The organism is Pseudoalteromonas sp. SIMBA_162 (assembly GCF_046535955.1).
GTDB classification, from domain to species: domain Bacteria; phylum Pseudomonadota; class Gammaproteobacteria; order Enterobacterales; family Alteromonadaceae; genus Pseudoalteromonas; species Pseudoalteromonas marina.
On the sequence record NZ_JAWJBQ010000007.1, the window covers coordinates 132,178 to 154,945 of the forward strand.

Below are 22,768 nucleotides of genomic sequence, written 5' to 3' on the forward strand. Positions count from 1 at the left end.
CACTTTACGTTAACGTAAAGTGTTATTCAACAAATCTGTGACGAAACAAAAGTAAATATTGGTTAAATAAGTGGCAAGTTAACAATACAGCTACTTAAATTATTAGTAATCAGTTAGTTAACTTGCAGTGCAAAGAGGTCTAATGAGTTGAATTATACAAAGTTACTGTCTATTGCCATTGGAACAACGGTGAGTAATGCACGTTGCCCTAAGGCTACTTTTGCATTTGGGAATATGATTGCTTCTCCTTCAACGTCCGCATAATAAGGAGTATTACCATCGGTTGCGAGCAGTTCTCCTTTTGCAAAGCCAGTAAAGTTCTCTGCATCATCAGAAAATGGAAAACTAAAATCCTCTTGAGTACGATTAATTGTACGGTGAACAGCGAACAGCTCAAAGTCGCTTGCATTAAATTGTGGGTATTCAACTTCTTTTTGACTAATTAATGCAGTTAACGTTTGTTTTGTTTTTTCAAAACGTGTCATATCGTTTTGGCCAAATGGTTTTACTTGCCCAAGCTCAACTGTAAACGAATCTGCACCATGAACAAAGGATGAGTAATAACTAAATGTTGTCGCTGGCGACTTCATCATTAATACAGTATTTACACCACAACTTAGTAAAAACTGTAGCTGTGATTTTTTCCATGGTTTACCGTGCAAAAATGGATACACGGCAAATTTTTCATTTTTTGAACCACGAATGGCCGTGTGCAAATCGTAATGACTGCGCTCACTGCCCTTTTCGCCTCTGGCAAAAAAGTCAGTGACGTAGCGTTCAAGTTTTGCCGCTCGAACGCGCTCGTCATTCATTTCAACACCATCAATAGTGTGGTGTCCATTAAATAAACGATTAAGATTTTCTTCTACAAAGCGCAAACCAATATTAATTGATTTAGGGTTACCGTATATAAAAAGGACTCGCTGATTAAGCTCAAGGCTTTGCGAAATAATTTGCTTTATTAGCTCATCACAAATTTCTATAGGCGCTGTTTCGTTGCCATGTACGGCACTTGATAACACAATATCTTTTGAGGTAGTAACCGCTGGCTGAAACTCAATAACCCCAGTATCGTGTACATTAACTTGGGTTCCATTGTTGAGCGTAAACTGGCTCGATGCTAAGTGCCATTCATTATCTCGGCTAATGTTTAGAAAATCACCGGTTGATTGCAATAAATTTAAATAATCGGGTGTGGCTGACATAATAAAAGCCCTTTATAGTGTGAGAGATACAAAAAAACGGCTGAATAATTCAGCCGTTTTTAAATAGTTTAAGCAGGTTTAGCTAATAACTGAATCAACTAATTGTTTAGCTTCTTTTTCTAAAAGAGCTAAATGTGCTTCGCCTTTAAATGATTCTAAGTATATTTTATAAATATCTTCAGTACCTGATGGGCGAGCAGCAAACCAGCCATTTTCTGTAACAACTTTTAAGCCGCCAATCGCTGCATTGTTACCAGGAGCATGAGTTAATTTTTGTAAAATCGGCTCTCCAGCTAACGTTTCGGCTTTTACGTCGTCAGCACTTAAAGCTTTTAAACGCGATTTTTGTGCACTACTTGCTGGCGCATCTAGACGCTTATAAAGTGGCGATCCAAATTCTTGTTCTAGCTCTTTATAAAGCGCTGATGGTGTTTTGCCCGTTACTGCTAGTATTTCAGCTGCAAGTAAACCCATAATAAAGCCGTCTTTGTCAGTACACCATACGCTGCCATCAAAACGTAAAAACGCAGCACCTGCACTTTCTTCACCACCAAAAGCAAGATTACCTTTGTTTAGGCCTTCAACAAACCATTTAAAGCCTACCGGTACTTCTTTTACCTTTCGCTCATTACGCGCAACAACACGATCAATCATCGAACTCGAAACAAGCGTTTTACCAATCTCTACGCTGCTATTCCACTCGCGGTGGTTTAATAGGTAATCAATAGCAACAGCTAAAAAATGATTCGGATTCATTAGGCCATCAGGTGTAACAATGCCGTGACGGTCGTAATCAGGGTCGTTACCAATCGCTATATCAAAATCGTCTTTTAATTTAATTAAATTAGCCATCGAGTAAGGCGATGAACAATCCATACGTATCTTGCCATCTTTATCAAGTGGCATAAATGCAAAACGCGGATCAACGCTGTCGTTTACTACGGTTAGATCTAAATTATATTTTTGCGCAATGACTGGCCAAAAATTTATACCTGAACCACCTAATGGATCAATGCCTATTTTAACGCCCGCATCACTAATGGCTTTTAAGTTAACGATATTCTCTAAATCGTTAATATATGGAGTCATTAAATCTTCGTAGCGGATAAACCCTGAGCGAGAAGCTTTAGCGAATGGGAAAAGCTCAACCTCTACTAAATCTTCAAGTAATAACTTGTTAGCCCTGTCTTCAATCCAGTTAGTTACGTCTGTATCAGCAGGCCCGCCGTTAGGTGGGTTATATTTAAAGCCGCCATCTTCAGGAGGGTTATGTGAAGGCGTAACAACAATGCCATCTGCAAGCTCATTAGGATTGCGTTTATTGTGACAAACAATTGCATGGCTAATAACAGGAGTTGGAGTAAAGTCGCCATCTTGCTGAGTAATTACTTGTACTTCGTTAGCGACAAGCACTTCAATTGCAGAGTTAAAGGCAGCTTCACTAAGCGCATGAGTATCTTTACCTAAAAATAATGGCCCAAAAATATCGTTTTGTTTACGGTAATCACAAATGGCTTGTGTAATTGCTAAAATATGGGATTCATTAAATTTTACATCATAAGAGCAGCCGCGGTGTCCAGATGTACCAAAGGCAACGCCATGATCTGGGTTTTGCTCTAAGTCTGGCTCATTTAAATAATAAGCCGAAACTAATTTAGGAACATTAACAAGTGCTGATTGTGGAGCAGTTTTGCCTGCGCCTGAGTGAATAGCCATTATATTTCCTTACAGGTAATCGCGAATTTTTTCAGCTTGCTCTGCACTGTAACCTAGGCAAAGAGCTACTTCATGAAGCATCATTTTTTTACGTGTTGTATTAGAGTTAGTCATTACCCAATATTCACTGTCGGTGATATTTTTAGGGTTCATGCTACTTCCACTATTTACTAAATCTTCTTTGCTCGTTGCGAAATAAACACGGTCACGGCCTTTAATATCCAACACAGCAGAAAAATCAGATTTATGAGTGCGATAAAAAGCACTTAAAATAAATAAGAAGCGACCCACCACGCCTTTTTGCATTGCTAGTTCTTCTTTATTTAATACATTAAAAACGTTAGCATTTTTTTGCTTCACTGGTGTGACAGTTTTTGGAACTTCAGCCTCTGCTACAGCTTGCTTTGATTCTGGCGCAGTAGATGGCGCAGATGTAGTTGTTGTTTGTTGATTTTGTGTTATTTCTACGTCAGCGGTTAATTGTTTTTCGCCGCTCATGTTTAATAAACGACGCAAAATTGTGGATGCACTTTCACCAATACTTTGCGTGTTGCTGGCAATGTATTGATATAACTCGTCGTCTATGTCGATTTGTTTCATGGTCTTCCTGTCATTACGGGTCACATTTTTTTCTCACGCCTGATTATACCCAATCCAATAATAAATGCGAGTTACAACAAGCACTCGCAGACATTTCGAAAATCTATAACTAGTTAGGTAAATTTTTAGTCAATCAATTTCTCTAATTTTCGAATATCATTTAATAAAATGGTTAATTAGACAGTATTTTTTGCTTTTTTAAGTATTGCTCGGCAAACTAAGGCGAAATTTTTAGGAGCAACGTATGCAGCTAAATTATAAGCAACTGGGACAAGGTCCTGATGTTATTTTAATACATGGACTATTTGGTTCATTAGAAAACCTGAACGTAATTGCTAAGCCGTTAAGTGAGCATTTTACAGTTACCAATGTAGATTTGCGAAACCATGGCCTCTCCCCTCACAGTGATGAGATGAGTTATCCTGCTATGGCAAAAGACATTGTTGAGTTACTTCGACACTTGAATATAAAAAAAGCACATATAATTGGTCATTCTATGGGTGGCAAGGTTGCTATGGAGCTTGCATTAACTCAACCCGAGTTAATTGAAAAATTAATTGTGCTTGATATAGCACCCGTTACCTACCCACCGCGGCATACTAAGATATTGCAGGCGCTTAACGCAGTTGCATCTGAGCATATAGAAGACAGAAAGCATGCTGATGATTTAATGCAGCCTTATATTGACGAACTTGGCGTTCGTCAGTTTTTATTAAAAAGCCTAGCTAAAAATGAAGCAGGAAAATTAACGTGGCGATTCAACTTACCTATTCTTGATAAGAAATATTCAAATATACTCTCAAACGTTAATGAAAACAATTCTTGTTTGTGCGATACTCTTTTTATCAAAGGTAACGATTCAGATTATATTTTACCCGAGTACCGCACTGCAATTGTCACGCGTTTCAAGAATACGAAAGCAAAAATCATTCACGGTGCTGGTCATTGGTTACATGCGCAAAAACCTATGGCTGTAAATAAAGCAATAAGTGACTTTTTAATTCAAAATTAAAGTAATTTTAATCGCTTGTTTTTGATTGCACGTACTAAATATATGAATATTTTTGTGCTATAGTACGCGCCGTTTAATTTAAAGGTTATACGTTGATGGTCAGTCAGTTAATTAACGAATTTGATACCCTAGGGTTGTATTTTGGCTTAGCCGGTATTTTGATATTCATCGGCTTGGCAATTAAAGACGTACTTAAAAGTGGTAATGTACCTAAGTTTGGTCGCTATATAGTATGGACTGTACTCTTTTTAGGCTGTTCAGGCTTTATTGCTAAAGGACTTATTCAAGTATTTTGGCAAGGCGCAGGTGTAGGTTAGGCATGGCGAAGTCAGAAACAGATAGAACAACACTCGATTTATTTGAATACGAAAAGCGTCCAGGCCGACCTAAGACCAATCCTCTTTCGCGGGATATGCAGTTAAAGGTTAATAAACGTAATCAAATAAAAAGAGACAAAGCACGTGGTTTAAAACGTGTTGAATTTAAAGTTTCATCGCAGTTGTATCAAGCGTTAAGTGATATGGCAGATGCACAAAATATTAGCCGCAGTGCGCTGATTGAAACGATTTTACAAGAAAGATTGGCTATTGATACATAAAAGGTTATAAATCCATGGCAAGTGTAGGCATTTTTTTCGGAAGTGACACAGGTAACACAGAACACGTAGCAAAAATGATCCAAAAAGAATTGGGTAAAAAGCTTGTGGCTGTGCATGATATTGCAAAAAGCTCTAAAGAAGAGATTGCAGATTTTGATTTAATCTTATTTGGTATTCCAACGTGGTACTACGGCGAAGCACAATGCGATTGGGATGATTTTTTCCCAGAGCTTGAAGAAGTGGACTTTGAAGGCAAACTTGTTGCTATTTTCGGTTGTGGTGATCAAGAAGATTATGCTGAATACTTCTTAGACGCTATGGGCATGATCAACGATATTGTTACTGAACGTGGCGCTATTGTTGTAGGTCACTGGCCTACTGAAGGCTACGATTTCGAAGCCTCAAAAGGTATGGCAGACGACAATCACTTTGTCGGTTTAGGTATTGATGAAGATCGTCAACCAGAACTCACAGAGCAACGCGTAAAAGCATGGTCTGCTCAAGTATTTGATGAAATGTGTTTAAGCGAGCTTGCTGACTAATCCATCCGATATACCGCTAACTGTTTAAATAGTTATCAAACAGTTAGCGTTTTCTTTATTTACTGCAATATAAATCATTTCTTCTTTGCACTTGAGGCCTAGGCACGTTATCCTATTTGTTGCTTATGTATCGTGAGCATCTTTGCAAGATGTCTAGTATAACCAAATAAAATTGAGACAGATTTAATGACTGATCATAACTTGGAACTTAAAAAAGCCGGTTTAAAAGTGACTTTACCGCGTATTAAAATTTTAGAGATTTTACAGTCTCCAGATAACCAACACATCAGTGCTGAAGATGTTTACAAAATTCTTTTGGATTTAGGTGAAGAAATTGGCCTTGCAACTGTATATCGCGTACTCAACCAATTTGATGATGCAGGCATTGTAAGCCGTCATCACTTTGAAGGCGGGAAGTCGGTATTTGAATTATCGGGCAGTACTCACCACGATCACTTAGTATGTTTAAAGTGTGGAAAAGTTGTTGAGTTTGAAGATGAGATGATTGAACGTCGTCAGCTTGAAATAGCTCAAGAAAACGGTATTACTTTAACAAACCACTCTTTATATCTTTACGGAGAGTGTGATGATAAAGCTGCATGTAAAGCGTTTAGTGATGCAAATAGTTAGTATATCCTAGCTATAAAAAAACCTGCTATTTGCAGGTTTTTTTGTGCCTATTATTTAAAGTATTACTACACCCACAAGTGAGCGGGCGCAGTAAAAATAAGCTTATTGTGTTTTAGACCATGAGTCACGAAGACCTACTGTTTGGTTAAACACAACATTTTCTGACTTAGAATCTCTTGAAAAGTAACCGGTACGTTCAAACTGGAACCCCTGCTCTGCTTGTGAATTAGCAAGCGAAGGCTCAAGTTTAGCATTAGATAAAACAACTAATGATTCTGGGTTTAATGTTGTTTCAAACTCATCAGCTGCAGCTGGGTTTGGCACATTAAATAAACGATCGTACAAACGAACTTCAGCTGAAATAGACTCTGAAGCTGATACCCAATGAATAACGCCTTTAACTTTACGACCATCACTTGGGTTTTTGCCTAGTGTTTCATTATCATAAGTACAATAAATAGTGGTTATTTCACCGTTTTCGTCTTTTTCTACACGATTAGCTTTAATAACATAAGCGCCACGTAAACGAACCTCTTTATCGAGCACTAAACGTTTAAACTTATTATTTGCTTGCTCTTTAAAGTCTTCTCGTTCAATGAATATTTCACGCGTAAATGGCACATCGCGGCGACCCATTTCTTCCTTATTAGGATGATTAGCCACCGATAACGTTTCTATGGTATCTGCATCGTAGTTTTCGATGATCACTTTAACCGGATCGAGTACAGCCATCGCGCGAGGAGCATTTTCATTTAAGTCATCACGAATACACGCTTCTAGCATACCCATTTCAACCATATTCTCTTGCTTTGTAACCCCTATTCGTAAACAAAATTCACGAATTGAAGCCGGTGTATAACCACGGCGACGTAAACCTGCAATCGTAGGCATACGTGGATCATCCCAACCTTCAACGTAGTTATTTACAACAAGGTCATTTAACTTACGTTTAGACATAATTGTGTATTCGAGGTTTAAGCGAGAAAACTCAATTTGCTGTGGATGACATTCAATGCTGATGTTATCAAGTACCCAGTCGTATAAACGGCGATTATCTTGGAACTCTAATGTACATAGTGAGTGCGTAATACCCTCGATTGCATCAGAAATACAATGCGTGAAATCGTACATTGGGTAAATACACCATTTATCGGCAGTTTGATGGTGATGAGCAAAACGAACACGATAAATAATTGGATCGCGAAGCACCATAAACGAGCTTGCCATATCAATTTTTGCACGAAGAACACATTCGCCTTCTTTGAAACCACCCGCACGCATTTTTTCAAATAATGCTAAGTTTTCTTCAGGAGATGTATCTCTGTATGGGCTATTTTTACCTGGCTCCGTTAAAGTTCCGCGGTATTCACGTGCTTGGTCTGCTGTTAAAAAACAAACATAAGCTAACCCTTTGTTTATAAGCTCAACAGCATAGTCGTATAAAATATCAAAATAATTAGAAGAATACTTTATATCACCATCCCAGTTAAACCCTAACCATTGAACGTCTTCTTTTATAGAATTAACGTAGTTAATGTCTTCTTTTTCTGGGTTTGTGTCGTCAAATCGTAAGTTACATAAACCGTTATAATCTTTTGCAATACCGAAGTTTAAACAAATTGATTTTGCATGGCCTATGTGTAAAAAACCATTGGGCTCAGGTGGAAATCGTGTGTGCGTTGCTGCATGCTTTTTACTTGCTAAGTCTTCATCAATTCGGGTTCTAATAAAGTTACTTGGGCGATTCTCAATTTCCGCCATAGGAGTACGATCCTCTAAATATTACTTAATTACAAAACTAATGCATTATTACAAAAACAGTCACTAACATACAGCAATAGATTACGCTTTATCTTACTTATTGATTAACTTTAATTCATCTAATCTGTTTTTAACGAATAAAGTTTGTTTTAGCGCAATATTTAATTCATAGAAGCGCTTTATAGTGCGTCAATACCGTACTTTATAAGGATTAAGAGATGGCTACACTTAACCAGCACCGTGTTTATATACCTAGTAATGCACGTGCTAATCATTACTTACTTGCAGAAATTACCCCTAACGATAGTTTTTACTCAAGCTTTAACTCAATAAACTGTTGTTACGAAAGAATAGCACGTCAATTATTTGCAGCATGCGATGAATATGAGCTCCATAATGTGCATATTTTAGCAAACGACAAACTTCCTGTTGTGAGATTCCATGATGAGTCTTATCAGTTAGAAACTAATAAGCAAATGCTCATATTTTATAACCCACGTTATCACGAAGCGCATAAACTCTATTATTCAACAGACACGCAAAGTAAAAAGGTACGCTTACTCTTTTTAGCTACGGGCGAAGATATACGAGCTAACTCCGCTGTATTTCACAAAAAAGTCCAAAAAGTATTAACGGTAATGCAAGAACAATTATTTATTGATCAACCCCAATTTAAAGTGCGTGATCATCAACATTTAACTTACGACTTATTTGCTAAAAATAAAGGAAACAAAGAAACCTACGGCTACAAATTAAGAAGTTTGTACCCAAGATATCAAAATCGCCAATGTGAAATACCTAAAGAACATGCAGAGATGACATACACGACATTTTCTATTCCTGTATCAAGGGCTATTAAAACTCAATTTCAAACTTTAATTAATAATGGCGATTATGATCAATTTTATAATTACTTTTTAGATAGCTTCAAACGGTGCTGCGAGCTTAATAAGCTAACACATGGGGCATTAATAGCTAATGGTGCCAAACCTATTGTTAGAAATAGTAAAGTGGATATTAACGAAGGAAACGAAGAGCTTCAAAAGCTGAGCTTTGACATAGACTCAGATAAAACACAGCTAAAGTGCTTTTACGATGAACAAAGATTAGTTGAAACAATTCATTTTGTTATTGCAGCTGCCAATCATAACAAGCAAGAAATTGGTTATGGCAAATTTATGAATCAGGTTGAAAAAACGATTTTTCAACTTTGTGATGAGCTAGATATAAGTAAAGAAAGACAAGATCTAACCGTCAGGTTTTTTCAACATATCAGTTACCCGTTTTAATTAACTGCTCAAAACAAAAAGGCTCGCGAAATGCGAGCCTTTTCAAAGATTAACTAAACTGATTACCAGCCTGTTTTCTCTTTAAGCGCTTTGCCGATATCAGCAAGTGAACGTACAGTTTGTACGCCAGCAGCTTCTAATGCAGCAAATTTCTCATCTGCAGTACCTTTACCGCCTGCGATGATTGCGCCAGCGTGACCCATACGCTTACCTTCTGGTGCAGTAACACCAGCAATGTAAGATACAACAGGTTTAGTTACGTTAGCTTTGATGTACTCTGCAGCTTCTTCTTCTGCAGTACCACCAATTTCACCAATCATTACGATTGCTTCAGTTTGTGGATCTTTTTCGAACATTTCTAAAACGTCGATAAAGTTAGTACCTGGGATTGGATCACCACCAATACCAACACACGTAGACTGACCAAAACCAGCATCTGTAGTTTGCTTAACCGCTTCGTACGTTAAAGTACCAGAGCGAGAAACAATACCTACTTTACCAGGCTTGTGGATGTGACCAGGCATGATACCAATCTTAGTCTCACCAGGAGTGATAACACCTGGACAGTTAGGACCGATCATACGAGTACCTGTTTGATCTAGTTTAACTTTAACGTCAACCATATCAAGTGTAGGGATACCTTCAGTGATACAAACAATTAGCTCGATGCCAGCATCGATTGCTTCTAAGATTGCATCTTTACAGAAAGGTGCTGGTACGTAGATAACTGAAGCAGTTGCGCCAGTTTCTTGTACTGCATCACGTACTGTGTTGAATACAGGAAGACCAAGGTGCGTTTGACCGCCTTTACCTGGGCTAACACCACCAACCATTTGTGTACCGTACTCAAGCGCTTGCTCTGAGTGGAAAGTACCTTGGCCACCAGTGAAACCCTGACAGATAACTTTTGTATCTTTATTGATTAATACAGACATTATTTGCCCTCCGCAGCAGCAACAACTTTTTCAGCAGCGTCTGTTAATGATTCAGCAGCGATGATGTCTAAGTCAGAGCTCTTAAGAACTTCACGACCTAATTCAGCATTAGTACCTTCTAAACGTACAACTACAGGTACGTTTACGCCAACTTCTTTAACTGCGCCAATGATACCTTCAGCAATCATGTCACAACGTACGATACCGCCAAAGATGTTAACTAAAACAGCTTTAACATTGTCGTCAGAAAGGATGATTTTGAATGCTTCAGAAACACGTTCTTTAGTCGCGCCGCCACCAACATCTAGGAAGTTAGCTGGCTTGCCACCGTGTAGGTTTACGATGTCCATAGTACCCATTGCTAGGCCTGCACCGTTAACCATACAACCTACGTTGCCATCTAGTGCTACGTAGTTAAGCTCAAAGCTTGCTGCATGTGCTTCACGCGCATCTTCTTGAGATGGATCGTGGAACTCACGGATTTTTGGTTGACGGTAAAGTGCATTACCATCGATACCGATTTTGCCGTCAAGACAGTGAAGGTTACCTTCGTCTGTGATTACTAACGGGTTGATTTCAAGTAATGCGAAATCGAAATCGTTAAACATTTTACCAAGACCCATGAAGATCTTAACGAACTGTTTCATTTGTGTTGGGTTAAGACCCAATTTGAAACCAAGTTCACGTGCTTGGTAAGCTTGAGGACCTACTAGTGGATCGATCTCAGCTTTGTGGATAAGTTCTGGTGTTTCTTCAGCAACAGTTTCAATTTCAACACCGCCTTCAGTAGACGCCATGAAAACAACTTTGCGAGAAGCACGATCAACTACTGCACCTAAGTACAATTCGTTGGCGATATCTGTACAGCTTTCTACTAAAATTTTAGCAACTGGCTGACCATTTTCGTCTGTTTGGTAAGTAACTAGGTTTTTACCTAACCAGTTAGCTGCAAACGCTTTAACTTCATCGATAGTTTTAACTAGCTTTACACCGCCAGCTTTACCACGTCCACCTGCGTGAACCTGAGTTTTAACAACCCACATATCACCGCCGATTTTTTCAGCAGCTGCTGCAGCTTCTTCAGGTGTATCGCAAGCGAAACCTTGAGAAACTGGTAAACCATATTCGGCAAAAAGTTGTTTTGCCTGATACTCATGCAAATTCATGATGCTTTATCCAATTTTTTATACTAAAAGAGCTGAATATTTATTCAATAAACAACTATCCCAAATTGCGCACCTAGTATAGTTGCCAAGGCTTAACATGAAAACCCCAGTACGACCAAAGGCGCAAAAAAAAAGCTGTGAATTGTGGTTCACAGCTTATATTTCATACTACTTGATTAAACATCCAGTAATAAGCGAGTTGGATCTTCAAGTAACTCTTTAATAGTTACTAAGAAACCAACAGATTCTTTACCATCTATTTGGCGGTGATCGTAAGAAAGTGCCAAATACATCATAGGAAGAATTTCAACTTTACCATTTACTGCCATTGGACGGTCTTGAATTTTGTGCATTCCCAAAATTGAAGACTGTGGCAAGTTAATGATAGGTGTAGATAGTAATGAACCGAATACACCACCATTTGTAATAGTGAAGTTACCACCTGTCATGTCGTCAAGCGTTAGCTTTCCGTCACGGCCTTTAAGTGCTAATTCACGAATGCCTTTTTCAATTTCAGCAACTGATAACTTATCACAGTCTTTAAGAACTGGTGTTACTAGACCACGAGGTGTAGAAACAGCAATGCTGATATCAAAGTAATTGTGGTAGACAATGTCGTCCCCATCAATTGACGCATTTACATCAGGGAAACGTTTAAGTGCTTCAGTAACTGCCTTCACGTAGAAAGACATAAAGCCTAAGCGAATACCGTGACGTTTTTCGAATACTTCTTGGTACTGCTTGCGAAGGTCCATGATTGGCTTCATGTTAACTTCGTTAAACGTAGTTAACATTGCAGTAGAGTTTTTAGCTTCTAGAAGACGGTTAGCAATCGTTTTACGTAAACGTGTCATAGGAACACGCTTTTGAGTACGATCACCCATTGGCGCAACTGGAGCAGCAGCTTCTGCTTTCTTCGCTGATGGTGCCGGTGCTTTCAAGAACGTATCAACGTCTTCTTTAGTTACACGACCATTTTTGCCAGTTCCTTTGATTTTAGAAGCATCTAGTCCTTTTTCAGCAATTAAACGACGAACAGATGGAGTTAATACATCTGAGCTATCAGTTGAATCTGCAGCAGGAGCCGCCTCTTCTTTAGCAGCAGGAGCTGCAGGTGCACCACCTGCTTTTACTGAACCGATTACTTGCTCACCAAGAACAGTATCGCCTTCAGCGTTAATGATGTCGCCCATGATACCGTCTTCTTGAGCTACTACTTCAAGAACAACTTTATCTGTTTCGATATCTACCAGGTTTTGATCGCGCGTTACTGCGTCTCCTGGTTGAACATGCCATGTGGCAATTGTTGCGTCTGCAACTGATTCTGGGAGTACAGGTACTTTGATGTCCACTTCTTTACCTTCTGATGCTGGTGCTGATGGCGCCGATGGCGCGTCTTCTGATTTTTCTGCTTCACTTGAAGATGTGCTTTCGCTTGAAGGCGCTGCATCAGCATCGCCAAGTAAACCCATAACTTGGTCACCAAGTACGGTAGCACCCTCTTCTTGAGAGATTTCTGTAATTACACCGTCATGTTGTGCAACTACTTCTAACACTACTTTGTCTGTCTCAATATCTACTAAGTTCTGATCACGAGTTACCTTGTCGCCAACACTTACATGCCATGTAGCAACGGTAGCATCTGCAACCGACTCAGGAAGAACAGGAACTTTAATTTCTGTGCTCATCGCTTATCCTTTATTTTCTATAGTAAGCGCGTCAGCAACGAGCGCTTGTTGTTCTTTAGTATGTACTGACATGTAACCACACGCTGGTGATGCAGATGCTTTACGCCCAGCGTATTTCAACTTAGCACCTTGTGGAATTGCGTCAACAAAATGGTGTTGAGAACAGTACCATGCACCTTGGTTTTGTGGCTCTTCTTGACACCATACAAAATCAGTAACGTGTTGGTAACGTTCCATAATAGTTTTCATTTCGTCATGTGGGAACGGGTATAATTGCTCTACACGAACGATGGCAATATTATTTTGTTCCAGCTTACGACGCTCTTGTAGTAACTCGTAATAAACTTTACCACTACAGAAAACAACGCGTTCAACGTTCTCAGGTTTAATATCATCAACTTCGTCGATCATATTATGGAATACACCGTTTGAAAGTTCTTCAAGTGATGAAACTGCAAGAGGATGACGTAGTAACGATTTAGGCGTCATAACAATCAATGGACGACGTAAAGGTCTTACTGACTGACGTCGTAACATTGCATATACTTGCGCAGGTGTAGACGGAACACAAACTTGCATGTTGTGATCAGCACAAAGCTGTAAAAAACGCTCTAAACGTGCAGAGCTATGCTCTGGACCTTGGCCTTCATAACCGTGTGGTAACAAAATAGTAAGACCACATAAGCGACCCCACTTTTGCTCACCTGAACTCAAAAATTGGTCAAATACAACTTGCGCACCATTTGCAAAGTCACCAAACTGAGCTTCCCAAAGTACAAGAGAAGTTGGTTCGGCAGTCGCATAACCATACTCAAATGCAACTACTGCTTCTTCAGACAGTACAGAGTCGAAAACTTGGAAAGCGCCTTGATCTTCACTTAAGTGTTGTAAAGGAAGATAAGTCGCACCATCTTTTTGACTGTGAACAACGGCATGTCTATGGAAGAAGGTACCGCGACCAGAATCTTGACCTGTCATTCTAATGTCAGTGCCTTCGGTTGCGATAGTTGCATAAGCAAGTGTTTCTGCCATTCCCCAATCAAGCGGTTTTTCACCAGTGGCCATTAACTTACGATCATCGTAAATCTTTTTAACGCGCGACTGAGCTTTATATTCTTCAGGGTAGCTCGCTACCTTTTCGCCAAGTTCTTTGAGCTTTTCAACCGAAACACTTGCATCGTAATCAACATCCCAATCGTGGCCCACGTATTTAGCCCAATCTGAAGAATGAGAGGTTTCTGGTTGAATTTCAGATACAACGCAATTACCGTCATCTAACCCATTACGGTATTCATCGGCAAGTGCTTTAATTTCTTGTTCTGAAAAAGAACCTTCAGCGATTAGTTGATCTGCATAAATAAGGCGCGGAACTGGGTGTTTTTTGATTTTTTGGTACATCAAAGGCTGAGTAGCATTTGGCTCATCAGCTTCATTGTGGCCATGTCGACGATAACAAACTAAGTCAATAACTACGTCACGCTTAAATTTGTTTCTAAAATCAAGTGCTATTTGTGTAACAAATGCAACCGCTTCAGGATCATCAGAGTTAACGTGGAAAATTGGTGACTGAACCATTTTGGCGATATCAGTACAGTAATCTGTAGAACGAACATCGTCTTGTTTAGAGGTAGTAAAACCAACTTGGTTATTAACAACAATTCGAATACTGCCACCACAACTAAACGCATTAGTTTGAGACAAGTTAAACGTTTCTTGTACTACACCTTGACCTGTTACAGCAGAATCACCATGAATTGTGATCGGTAATGCTTTTATTCCCGTTGTATCACCTAAACGATCTAAACGAGCGCGTACAGAACCCATAACTACAGGGTTTACTATCTCAAGGTGAGAAGGATTAAAAGCAAGTGCCATATGAACGTTGCCGCCCTTAGTGGCAAAGTCCGATGAATAACCCATGTGGTACTTAACATCACCAGAACTTAATGTATCTTTATGCTTGCCAGCGAATTCATCAAAAAGCTCTGATGGATTTTTACCTAAAACGTTCACTAAAACGTTCAAGCGTCCGCGGTGAGCCATACCAATTACGGCTTCTTGTTGGCCACTTTCACCAGCTCGGTGAATTAGCTCTTTAAGCATAGGTACTAATGCATCCCCACCTTCTAGTGAGAACCGTTTTGCACCAGGGAACTTAGCACCCAAATATTTTTCAAGACCATCAGCTGCAGTTAACCCCTTGAGGATACGTAGCTTTTCTTCTTTTTCGAATTTAGGCCTAGATTGAACAGATTCTAAACGTTGTTGTAACCAACGCTTTTCTTCTGTAGATGTGATGTGCATATACTCTGCACCGATAGAACCACAATATGTAGTTTTAAGTGCTTGGTATAATTCACCTAAAGGCATAGAGTCTGAACCAACTGCAAAAGACCCTACATTAAACTCTCGCTCAAAATCAGCTTCTGACAAGTCGTGGTAATCTAGCTCTAAATCTCGAACACGCTCTCGTTCCCAAATACCTAATGGATCTAGGTTTGCATTTTGGTGTCCACGAAAACGGAAAGCATTAATAAGTTGCAGAACTTTAACCTGTTTAAGGTCACCGCCGCTACCCTCTGCTACCACTACTTCTCTATGCTTGTTTTTTGCAAGCTGTGCAAACTGTGCACGAACTTCTGAATGCTTAACTTCAACATCCACACCATTAACTTTTGGTAATTGTTCGAACACTTCTCGCCATTCATCTGGCACAGAAGTCGCATCATCTAAATACGCTTCATAAAGCTCTTCTACATAAGCAACGTTACCGCCGTTTAAATGTGAAGATTCTAACCATGCCTTCATCACACCTTCGTGCATTTATAAGCCCTTTTCTTTAGCGCAGAAATTAATAGTTATAATAACAAGATGGCTAGTAATGAGAACTAGCCATCTTACGTTTCTATGTAGTTAAACTGAACGGTTTAATAACATAGATTTGATTTGCCCAATCGCTTTGGTCGGATTAAGACCTTTAGGACAAACGCTAACACAGTTCATGATACTGTGACAACGGAACACACTGAACGCATCGTCTAGGTCTGCTAAACGCTCTTCTGTTGCTGTATCTCGGCTATCAGCTAAGAAACGGTAAGCATGAAGAAGGCCTGCTGGACCAATGAACTTGTCTGGATTCCACCAGAACGAAGGACACGATGTTGAACAACATGCACATAAAATACACTCATATAAGCCGTCTAATTTATCACGTTCTTCAATAGACTGAAGACGTTCACCTGCAGCAGGCGTGTCATTAATTAGATAAGGTTTAACTTTTTCGTATTGAGTGTAGAACTGACTCATGTCAATAACAAGGTCACGTACCACAGGTAATCCTGGAAGAGGACGAACTACTATTGTACCTTTACCGTTATTTTGTAACGTAGATAAAGGAGTAATACATGCTAAACCATTCTTACCATTCATGTTAACACCGTCAGAACCACACACGCCTTCACGGCATGAACGACGGAATGAAAGTGAAGGATCTTGCTCTTTTAATAATAAAAGTGCATCCAGAACCATCATGTCGTGACCATCGTCAATTTGCAAGGTGTAATCTTGCATACGCGGTGCGTTGTCAACATCTGGATTGTAACGATAAACTGAAAATTGTACTTGTGCCATCGTCTCGCTCCTAGTATGTACGTGCTTTAGGTGGAAATGCTTCACGCGTCTTAGGCGCGTAGTTTACGTCACGCTTACTCATTTCATCCGTAACAGGATTGTATACTGAGTGACATAACCAGTTCGTGTCATCACGATCTGGGAAGTCAAAACGAGAGTGTGCACCACGGCTTTCTGTTCGGAAGTTTGCAGCTACTGCTGTTGAGTAAGCTGTTTCCATTAAGTTATCAAGTTCAAGACATTCGATACGCTGCGTGTTGAAGTCTGACGATTTATCGTCAAGACGAGCATGTTGTAAACGCTCGCGAATTTCTTTAAGTTCTTGAAGACCAGTCGCCATTGAATCACCTTCACGGAATACCGAGAAGTTAAGCTGCATACATTGTTGAAGATCTTTCTTAATTTGAACAGGATCTTCACCTTGACCAGCTGTTGAGTTTTCCCAACGATTATAACGTGCAAGAGACGCTTCTAAGTCTGATTCAGAGGCAGCTTTTGATACTTCAACATCTCTGAGGTATGTACCTAAGAAATTACCTGCAGCACGACCAAACACTACTAAATCAAGTAATGAGTTACCACCAAGACGGTTTGCACCGTGCACAGATACACATGCAATTTCGCCTACAGCAAATAAACCTTCAACTACTTTTTCATCGCCTTGAGCGTTGATTTGAAGCACTTGACCATTCACGTTAGTAGGTACACCACCCATCATATAATGACATGTTGGTATAACTGGAATTGGTTCTTTAGCTGGGTCTACGTGAGCAAATGTTTTTGCAAGGTCACAAACACCAGGAAGGCGTAGGTTAAGTGTCTCTTCACCTAAGTGGTCAAGCTTAAGCTTGATATGAGGACCCCAAGGACCATCACAACCACGGCCTTCACGAATTTCTGTCATCATGGAACGTGCAACAACATCTCGAGAAGCTAAGTCTTTTGCGTTAGGTGCATAACGTTCCATGAAACGCTCGCCATCTTTATTTAAAAGATAACCACCTTCACCACGACAACCTTCAGTTACAAGTGTACCTGCTCCTGCAATACCTGTCGGGTGGAACTGCCACATTTCCATGTCTTGCATAGAAATACCAGCACGTGTAGCCATACCAACACCGTCACCAGTGTTAATGTGAGCATTTGTGGTTGAAGCGTATATACGACCAGCACCACCAGTAGCTAGTACAACCGCCTTTGATTTGAAGTAAGTGATTTCACCTGTTTCAATCTCAATTGCAGTACAACCAACAACATCGCCGTTATCATTTTTAACTAAATCAAGTGCATACCACTCAGAGAATACATTTGTTTTATTTTTAACGTTTTGTTGATAAAGAAGATGTAATAAAGCATGGCCAGTACGGTCAGCTGCTGCTGCAGTACGTGCTGCTTGTTCGCCACCAAAGTTCTTTGATTGGCCACCAAAAGGACGCTGGTATACACGGCCATTTTCAAAACGTGAAAATGGTAAACCCATGTTTTCTAATTCAGTAATTGCTTCTGGCCCAGTTTGACACATATACTCGATAGCGTCTTGGTCACCGATAAAATCGGAACCTTTAACGGTATCGTACATATGCCATTCCCAGTTATCTTCGTGTGAATTACCAAGCGCTACTGTAATACCACCTTGAGCGGATACGGTATGTGAACGCGTTGGGAATACTTTCGATATTAGTGCACACGTTTTGCCAGATTCAGTAATAGCCAAGGCAGCGCGCATACCTGCACCACCTGCACCGATTACTACGGCGTCAAATTCACGAACAGAATATTTCACTTAAACACCCCATAATACAATTAGACCAATAGCTACGTAAGCAACGGCCATTAGGTTTAGAACAAACCCTAAAAATGCGCGTAACTTTGAGTTTTTAACATAGTCTGTTAAAACCTGCCAAAGGCCAATGCGGGTATGAACCATAATGCATACTAGGGTTACTAGCGTAAACCCTTTCATAGCTAGGTTAGAGAAGAGGCCTGTCCAGGCTTCGAAAGTGACTTCCGGCGTCGCTAAAAAATAGCCGATAATAAAAATAGCATATGCGCTAATTATTAATGCCGTGGTACGTAAAGATACGTAATCTTGTACACCATCACGTTTAAGAGTTGCTTGATTTAAGACCATATCCACACTCCCGCTAATACAGCGAATACAACGCCAAGAGCCATTGCAATTTTAGCGCTTAGGTTACCTGATTCAAGTTCTTCCCAGTGTCCCATATCCATTACCATGTGACGGATACCACCAATAAGGTGATAGCCTAGTACTGAAATAGTGCCCCAAGCTATAAATTTGGCAATGAATCCGTTAAACAGACCCTTGACGAATTCAAAACTTTCAGCTGACGAGAGAGACTCAGACCAAGCCCAAATGACAAACGTTAAAGCAAAAAATAATGCAACACCGGTGACGCGGTGAAAAATTGATGCTTTAGCCGTTGCCGGCATAGATATAGTTGTTAGATCTAGATTTACAGGTCTTTGCTTTTTCACAGTTACTTGCCCATCTTGCTCACATTGGAGCTCATCTACTTGCTTTTCTAAAAACCCACCAAATGTTTCTGGTGGAACTATCAAGATAAACGAATTAAAACATTAAAAGTTCACATTAATGTAAATTTTTTGAATGTAAAAATATCTTTACCCAAATACAATACGGTTTTAAAACCTCCGTTAGTATATATACCCATAAGGCTTTTTACAATTCTTGTTTATTTAGAGATGTTTGCGAATTAGCCAATAGTATAATACATATATGATACAGAATATTTATTATACAAATGTGCATAATGTTTATAAAAATTGACTTTAACCCCCTCTTTCACGTTAAAATGCGTAGATGTGCTTAAAACAGATTTCAGAACTTTAAAAATCTAAAAATCAGAATAGATATCTTAATAGGAGATACATAGCGATGGCAGATAAAAAAGCCACAGTTCATATTGATGGACTTGATCCAATCGAACTTCCAATTTATCAAGGCACTGCTGGCCAAGATGTAATCGACGTACGTACGTTAGGTTCACATGGCCACTTTACCTATGACCCAGGTTTCATGTCGACTGGTTCTTGTGAATCTGCAATCACCTACATTGATGGTGGTAAAGGTGTTTTACTTCACCGCGGTTACCCAATTGAGCAACTTGCTGAAGAATCAGACTATATTGAACTTTGCTACTTACTTCTTAACGGTGAGTTACCATCTAAAGAGCAATATGATGCATTCGCAGAGAAAATTACTCGCAGCACAATGCTAGATCAAAAAATTGCTAATTTCTTCCAAGGTTTCCGCTTTGATGCACATCCAATGGCAATGCTTTGTGGTGTTGTGGGTGCTCTATCTTCTTTTTATCATGAAGATTTAGATATTACTGATGCTGAACAACGCAAAACAAGTGCTATTAGATTAGTTGCTAAATTACCCACAATTGCTGCAATGGCATACAAAACAAACATTGGCCAGCCTTTTGTATACCCACGAAATGACCTTAGCTATGCAGAAAACTTCTTACACATGATGTTTTCTGTTCCAGCTGAAGAGTACAAAGTAAACCCGATTACTGCTAAAGCAATGGACAAAATATTCATGCTTCACGCAGACCACGAACAAAATGCTTCTACATCTACAGTTCGTCTTGCGGGTTCTTCAGGTGCGAACCCATATGCATGTATTTCAGCCGGTATTGCTTCTTTATGGGGCCCTGCTCACGGCGGTGCTAACGAAGCATGTTTAAACATGTTAGAAGAAATTGGCTCAGTTGATCGTATCGATGAATACGTAGCTAAAGCAAAAGACAAGTCAGACCCGTTCCGTCTAATGGGCTTTGGACACCGTGTTTACAAAAACTTCGACCCACGTGCAACAGTAATGCGTCAAACGTGTCACGAAGTATTAGAAGAGCTTAACATTCAAGATCCTCTTCTTGATATTGCAATGAAGCTTGAGCAAATTGCCCTAGAAGACCCATACTTTGTTGAGAAGAAACTTTACCCTAACGTAGATTTCTACTCAGGTATTATCTTAAAAGCAATTGGTATTCCAACAAGCATGTTCACTGTAATTTTTGCAATGGCACGTACTGTTGGTTGGATCACTCACTGGGATGAAATGCTTTCTCAACCTGGTCATAAGATCAGCCGTCCTCGTCAAATGTATACTGGTTACACTGCCCGTGACTATGTATCTGCCGACAAGCGCTAATATTATTTAGCTATAAAAGGCCGCTTTTGCGGCCTTTTTTGTGTTCAATACTTGAGAATTATTATAAACCCATTACAATTTGCGCCTCAAAATGACCATGTTGAAGAGCTATGCCTGCTTTAGAATTTGATATTAATAAAATTAGAAATGACTTTCCTACTTTAAAGCAGCAGATAAATGCTAACCCACTTGTTTATTTAGACTCTGCAGCAACCACTCAAAAACCCCAATCAGTCATAGACGCTATAAACGAATTTTATACTAGCCAAAATGCAAATGTACATCGCGGCCGTCACACATTGAGCGAGCGTGCCACAAGCTTATACGAGCAAGCTCGTGACAAAACAGCCAAGTATTTTAATGTATCAAGTAAAGAAATTGTTTGGACTAAGGGTGCTACAGAGGCAATAAATTTAGTAAGTAATGGCTTACGAAGCCGATTTAACCAAAACGATACTATTATTATCTCAGTATTAGAACATCATGCTAACATTGTTCCTTGGCAAGTACTTAGTGAGCAAACAGGCGCAAAATTATTAGCACTACCCGTTAATGATGATGGAACATTAAATATTAAACAATGCTGTGATTTTATTAAGCAGTCTAAACCTAGTTTGTTTGCAATTACACAAGCATCTAACATGCTTGGTAATATCACAAATTTAAAGCCCCTTATTACTGCTGCAAAAAAAGTTAATTCACTCGTTTTGATAGACGGCGCTCAAGGCGCAATGCACTTAAAGCCTGATTTACATAACTTAAAATGTGATTTTTACGTGTGCTCAAGCCACAAGATGCTTGGCCCCACAGGTTTAGGTGTACTTTATGGCAAATATCAAGAACTTAATTCTTTAGATGTGTATCAAACTGGCGGGGAAATGATAGATAAGGTGTACCTTACACATAGTACTTATCGTCCTGCACCTGCAAAATTTGAAACAGGTACTCCTAATATTTCTGGCGTATTAGGTTTTTCTGCGGCTTTGGATTATTTAAACGCCTTACAAAACGAACAATTACAAAAGTATGAGCAAAAACTATTTAATTATGCGGCTGAAAAACTGGTAACCATTCAAGGTATTACAATTTATAGCAATCTATCTGACAATATTGGCACGCTAAGTTTTAATTTTAAAGATGAGCATCCTTACGATTTGGCAACATTACTTGACGGTTATGGCGTTGCAGTCAGAGCAGGCCACCATTGTACGCAACCGCTTATGACTCATTTAGGAATAAATGGCACCTTAAGAGCCAGCTTTTGTTTTTACAATACCTATGAAGATGTTGACATATTCATCAACTCACTCAAAGAATGTATCGCCTTATTAGATTAAACGTCGCTTTTATATATTTTATTAGGATAACTCATGACAAATACGTTTAAAAAAACCACTGAGTCAATTGAAAAAGCGTCTTCTTGGCAGCAAAAGTATCGTGAAATAATGCTTTTAGGCAAAACTTTACCCGCTTTACCTGATGCTTTAAAAACAGAAGCTTCACTAGTTCCCGGCTGTGAAAGCAAGGTATGGATGTTTGTTGAATTTGATTTAAAAGAAAATACGTTAGTAGTCATTGGTGATTCAGATACACGTATCGTAAAAGGTTTGCTAGCAATTATTTTATCTTTATATAACGGACTGACACCAGAGCAAGTAGTGAAAATAGATGCGTATGAGGAGTTTGATAAGCTAGGTCTTATTAGCCACTTAAGTACATCACGTGGTAACGGAATTAAAGCCATGGTTGATAGAATCCAAACCATGGCACAGCAAAAAATAAGCTAAGT

General features: G+C 39.4%; 21 protein-coding genes. 9 read left to right on the top strand and 12 right to left on the bottom strand.

Features of this window, described 5'->3' with window-relative positions:
* Positions 1-152: 152 nt before the first annotated feature.
* The 3 genes from astE to seqA all read right to left on the bottom strand — a co-directional run bounded on the left by astE (position 153) and on the right by seqA (position 3,521).
* Positions 153-1,205 carry a succinylglutamate desuccinylase gene (astE, locus tag R0J88_RS07450; RefSeq protein WP_410899569.1) on the bottom strand — a complete coding sequence of 351 codons (1,053 nt, stop codon included), beginning with the start codon at positions 1,203-1,205 and terminating at the stop codon, positions 153-155.
* 78 nt (positions 1,206-1,283) lie between these two features.
* Positions 1,284-2,921 (bottom strand): phosphoglucomutase (alpha-D-glucose-1,6-bisphosphate-dependent), encoded by a 1,638-nt coding sequence (pgm, locus tag R0J88_RS07455; protein WP_410899570.1) that lies wholly within the window; start codon positions 2,919-2,921, stop codon positions 1,284-1,286.
* A gap of 9 nt (positions 2,922-2,930) precedes the next feature.
* On the bottom strand, positions 2,931-3,521 hold the full coding sequence (seqA, locus tag R0J88_RS07460) for a replication initiation negative regulator SeqA (RefSeq protein WP_410899571.1): 591 nt from the start codon (positions 3,519-3,521) through the stop codon (positions 2,931-2,933).
* A gap of 244 nt (positions 3,522-3,765) precedes the next feature.
* Between seqA and R0J88_RS07465 the strand changes: the two genes are divergently transcribed.
* The 5 genes from R0J88_RS07465 to fur all read left to right on the top strand — a co-directional run bounded on the left by R0J88_RS07465 (position 3,766) and on the right by fur (position 6,303).
* A complete protein-coding gene (locus R0J88_RS07465) occupies positions 3,766-4,533 on the top strand; it encodes an alpha/beta fold hydrolase (RefSeq protein ID WP_410899572.1) in 768 nt (255 codons plus the stop codon).
* Between the two features lie 95 nt (positions 4,534-4,628).
* Positions 4,629-4,850, top strand: coding sequence for a DUF2788 domain-containing protein (locus R0J88_RS07470; RefSeq protein ID WP_006793041.1), 222 nt, complete (start codon positions 4,629-4,631; stop codon positions 4,848-4,850).
* Between the two features lie 2 nt (positions 4,851-4,852).
* Positions 4,853-5,131 (top strand): LexA regulated protein, encoded by a 279-nt coding sequence (gene ybfE, locus R0J88_RS07475; RefSeq protein WP_002962928.1) that lies wholly within the window; start codon positions 4,853-4,855, stop codon positions 5,129-5,131.
* Positions 5,132-5,145: 14 nt separating this feature from the next.
* The gene (gene fldA / locus R0J88_RS07480; protein ID WP_039037073.1) at positions 5,146-5,673 is read left to right on the top strand and encodes a flavodoxin FldA; all 528 of its coding nucleotides are present in this window, start codon (positions 5,146-5,148) and stop codon (positions 5,671-5,673) included.
* Between the two features lie 186 nt (positions 5,674-5,859).
* Positions 5,860-6,303 carry a ferric iron uptake transcriptional regulator gene (gene fur / locus R0J88_RS07485; protein WP_006794887.1) on the top strand — a complete coding sequence of 148 codons (444 nt, stop codon included), beginning with the start codon at positions 5,860-5,862 and terminating at the stop codon, positions 6,301-6,303.
* Between the two features lie 102 nt (positions 6,304-6,405).
* On the opposite strand, the gene glnS is transcribed toward fur, so the two are convergent.
* On the bottom strand, positions 6,406-8,064 hold the full coding sequence (glnS, locus tag R0J88_RS07490) for a glutamine--tRNA ligase (protein ID WP_410899573.1): 1,659 nt from the start codon (positions 8,062-8,064) through the stop codon (positions 6,406-6,408).
* 218 nt (positions 8,065-8,282) lie between these two features.
* Here glnS and R0J88_RS07495 point away from each other — a divergent pair, with 218 nt between their 5' ends.
* Positions 8,283-9,353 carry a DUF3083 family protein gene (locus R0J88_RS07495; RefSeq protein WP_410899574.1) on the top strand — a complete coding sequence of 357 codons (1,071 nt, stop codon included), beginning with the start codon at positions 8,283-8,285 and terminating at the stop codon, positions 9,351-9,353.
* A gap of 62 nt (positions 9,354-9,415) precedes the next feature.
* Here the strand turns inward: R0J88_RS07495 and sucD are convergent, their stop codons facing one another.
* The 8 genes from sucD to sdhC all read right to left on the bottom strand — a co-directional run bounded on the left by sucD (position 9,416) and on the right by sdhC (position 19,271).
* Positions 9,416-10,288: a succinate--CoA ligase subunit alpha gene (gene sucD / locus R0J88_RS07500; RefSeq protein ID WP_008127375.1), complete on the bottom strand. Its 873-nt coding sequence runs from the start codon at positions 10,286-10,288 to the stop codon at positions 9,416-9,418.
* Positions 10,288-11,454, bottom strand: a complete 1,167-nt coding sequence (gene sucC / locus R0J88_RS07505) for an ADP-forming succinate--CoA ligase subunit beta (RefSeq protein WP_006794719.1) — start codon at positions 11,452-11,454, stop codon at positions 10,288-10,290. The genes sucD and sucC overlap by 1 nt, the downstream gene beginning before the upstream one ends.
* Positions 11,455-11,630: 176 nt before the next feature.
* Positions 11,631-13,142 (bottom strand): 2-oxoglutarate dehydrogenase complex dihydrolipoyllysine-residue succinyltransferase, encoded by a 1,512-nt coding sequence (odhB, locus tag R0J88_RS07510; protein ID WP_058428840.1) that lies wholly within the window; start codon positions 13,140-13,142, stop codon positions 11,631-11,633.
* Positions 13,143-13,145: 3 nt separating this feature from the next.
* A complete protein-coding gene (gene sucA / locus R0J88_RS07515; protein ID WP_010556434.1) occupies positions 13,146-15,965 on the bottom strand; it encodes a 2-oxoglutarate dehydrogenase E1 component in 2,820 nt (939 codons plus the stop codon).
* A 90-nt stretch (positions 15,966-16,055) separates the two neighbouring features.
* Positions 16,056-16,772: a succinate dehydrogenase iron-sulfur subunit gene (locus R0J88_RS07520; RefSeq protein WP_006794722.1), complete on the bottom strand. Its 717-nt coding sequence runs from the start codon at positions 16,770-16,772 to the stop codon at positions 16,056-16,058.
* 10 nt (positions 16,773-16,782) lie between these two features.
* The gene (sdhA, locus tag R0J88_RS07525) at positions 16,783-18,555 is read right to left on the bottom strand and encodes a succinate dehydrogenase flavoprotein subunit (RefSeq protein ID WP_006794723.1); all 1,773 of its coding nucleotides are present in this window, start codon (positions 18,553-18,555) and stop codon (positions 16,783-16,785) included.
* Positions 18,556-18,903 (bottom strand): succinate dehydrogenase, hydrophobic membrane anchor protein, encoded by a 348-nt coding sequence (sdhD, locus tag R0J88_RS07530; RefSeq protein ID WP_006794724.1) that lies wholly within the window; start codon positions 18,901-18,903, stop codon positions 18,556-18,558.
* Positions 18,894-19,271 (bottom strand): succinate dehydrogenase, cytochrome b556 subunit, encoded by a 378-nt coding sequence (gene sdhC / locus R0J88_RS07535; RefSeq protein WP_074210168.1) that lies wholly within the window; start codon positions 19,269-19,271, stop codon positions 18,894-18,896. The genes sdhD and sdhC overlap by 10 nt, the downstream gene beginning before the upstream one ends.
* 421 nt (positions 19,272-19,692) lie before the next feature.
* Here sdhC and R0J88_RS07540 point away from each other — a divergent pair, with 421 nt between their 5' ends.
* The 3 genes from R0J88_RS07540 to R0J88_RS07550 all read left to right on the top strand — a co-directional run bounded on the left by R0J88_RS07540 (position 19,693) and on the right by R0J88_RS07550 (position 22,766).
* Positions 19,693-20,979, top strand: a complete 1,287-nt coding sequence (locus R0J88_RS07540; protein WP_008127363.1) for a citrate synthase — start codon at positions 19,693-19,695, stop codon at positions 20,977-20,979.
* A gap of 110 nt (positions 20,980-21,089) precedes the next feature.
* Positions 21,090-22,316 (top strand): SufS family cysteine desulfurase, encoded by a 1,227-nt coding sequence (locus tag R0J88_RS07545; RefSeq protein WP_410899575.1) that lies wholly within the window; start codon positions 21,090-21,092, stop codon positions 22,314-22,316.
* Between the two features lie 33 nt (positions 22,317-22,349).
* The gene (locus tag R0J88_RS07550) at positions 22,350-22,766 is read left to right on the top strand and encodes a SufE family protein (RefSeq protein ID WP_006794728.1); all 417 of its coding nucleotides are present in this window, start codon (positions 22,350-22,352) and stop codon (positions 22,764-22,766) included.
* Positions 22,767-22,768 lie beyond the last annotated feature (2 nt).

Excerpts from the sequence above, each read along its gene's own strand:
- astE (WP_410899569.1), bottom strand. The coding sequence starts at position 1,205 with ATGTCAGCCACACCCGATTATTTAAATTTATTGCAATCAACCGGTGAT.
- pgm (WP_410899570.1), bottom strand. The coding sequence starts at position 2,921 with ATGGCTATTCACTCAGGCGCAGGCAAAACTGCTCCACAATCAGCACTT.
- seqA (WP_410899571.1), bottom strand. The coding sequence starts at position 3,521 with ATGAAACAAATCGACATAGACGACGAGTTATATCAATACATTGCCAGC.
- R0J88_RS07465 (WP_410899572.1), top strand. The coding sequence starts at position 3,766 with ATGCAGCTAAATTATAAGCAACTGGGACAAGGTCCTGATGTTATTTTA.
- R0J88_RS07470 (WP_006793041.1), top strand. The coding sequence starts at position 4,629 with ATGGTCAGTCAGTTAATTAACGAATTTGATACCCTAGGGTTGTATTTT.
- ybfE (WP_002962928.1), top strand. The coding sequence starts at position 4,853 with ATGGCGAAGTCAGAAACAGATAGAACAACACTCGATTTATTTGAATAC.
- fldA (WP_039037073.1), top strand. The coding sequence starts at position 5,146 with ATGGCAAGTGTAGGCATTTTTTTCGGAAGTGACACAGGTAACACAGAA.
- fur (WP_006794887.1), top strand. The coding sequence starts at position 5,860 with ATGACTGATCATAACTTGGAACTTAAAAAAGCCGGTTTAAAAGTGACT.
- glnS (WP_410899573.1), bottom strand. The coding sequence starts at position 8,064 with ATGGCGGAAATTGAGAATCGCCCAAGTAACTTTATTAGAACCCGAATT.
- R0J88_RS07495 (WP_410899574.1), top strand. The coding sequence starts at position 8,283 with ATGGCTACACTTAACCAGCACCGTGTTTATATACCTAGTAATGCACGT.
- sucD (WP_008127375.1), bottom strand. The coding sequence starts at position 10,288 with ATGTCTGTATTAATCAATAAAGATACAAAAGTTATCTGTCAGGGTTTC.
- sucC (WP_006794719.1), bottom strand. The coding sequence starts at position 11,454 with ATGAATTTGCATGAGTATCAGGCAAAACAACTTTTTGCCGAATATGGT.
- odhB (WP_058428840.1), bottom strand. The coding sequence starts at position 13,142 with ATGAGCACAGAAATTAAAGTTCCTGTTCTTCCTGAGTCGGTTGCAGAT.
- sucA (WP_010556434.1), bottom strand. The coding sequence starts at position 15,965 with ATGCACGAAGGTGTGATGAAGGCATGGTTAGAATCTTCACATTTAAAC.
- R0J88_RS07520 (WP_006794722.1), bottom strand. The coding sequence starts at position 16,772 with ATGGCACAAGTACAATTTTCAGTTTATCGTTACAATCCAGATGTTGAC.
- sdhD (WP_006794724.1), bottom strand. The coding sequence starts at position 18,903 with ATGGTCTTAAATCAAGCAACTCTTAAACGTGATGGTGTACAAGATTAC.
- R0J88_RS07540 (WP_008127363.1), top strand. The coding sequence starts at position 19,693 with ATGGCAGATAAAAAAGCCACAGTTCATATTGATGGACTTGATCCAATC.
- R0J88_RS07545 (WP_410899575.1), top strand. The coding sequence starts at position 21,090 with ATGCCTGCTTTAGAATTTGATATTAATAAAATTAGAAATGACTTTCCT.
- R0J88_RS07550 (WP_006794728.1), top strand. The coding sequence starts at position 22,350 with ATGACAAATACGTTTAAAAAAACCACTGAGTCAATTGAAAAAGCGTCT.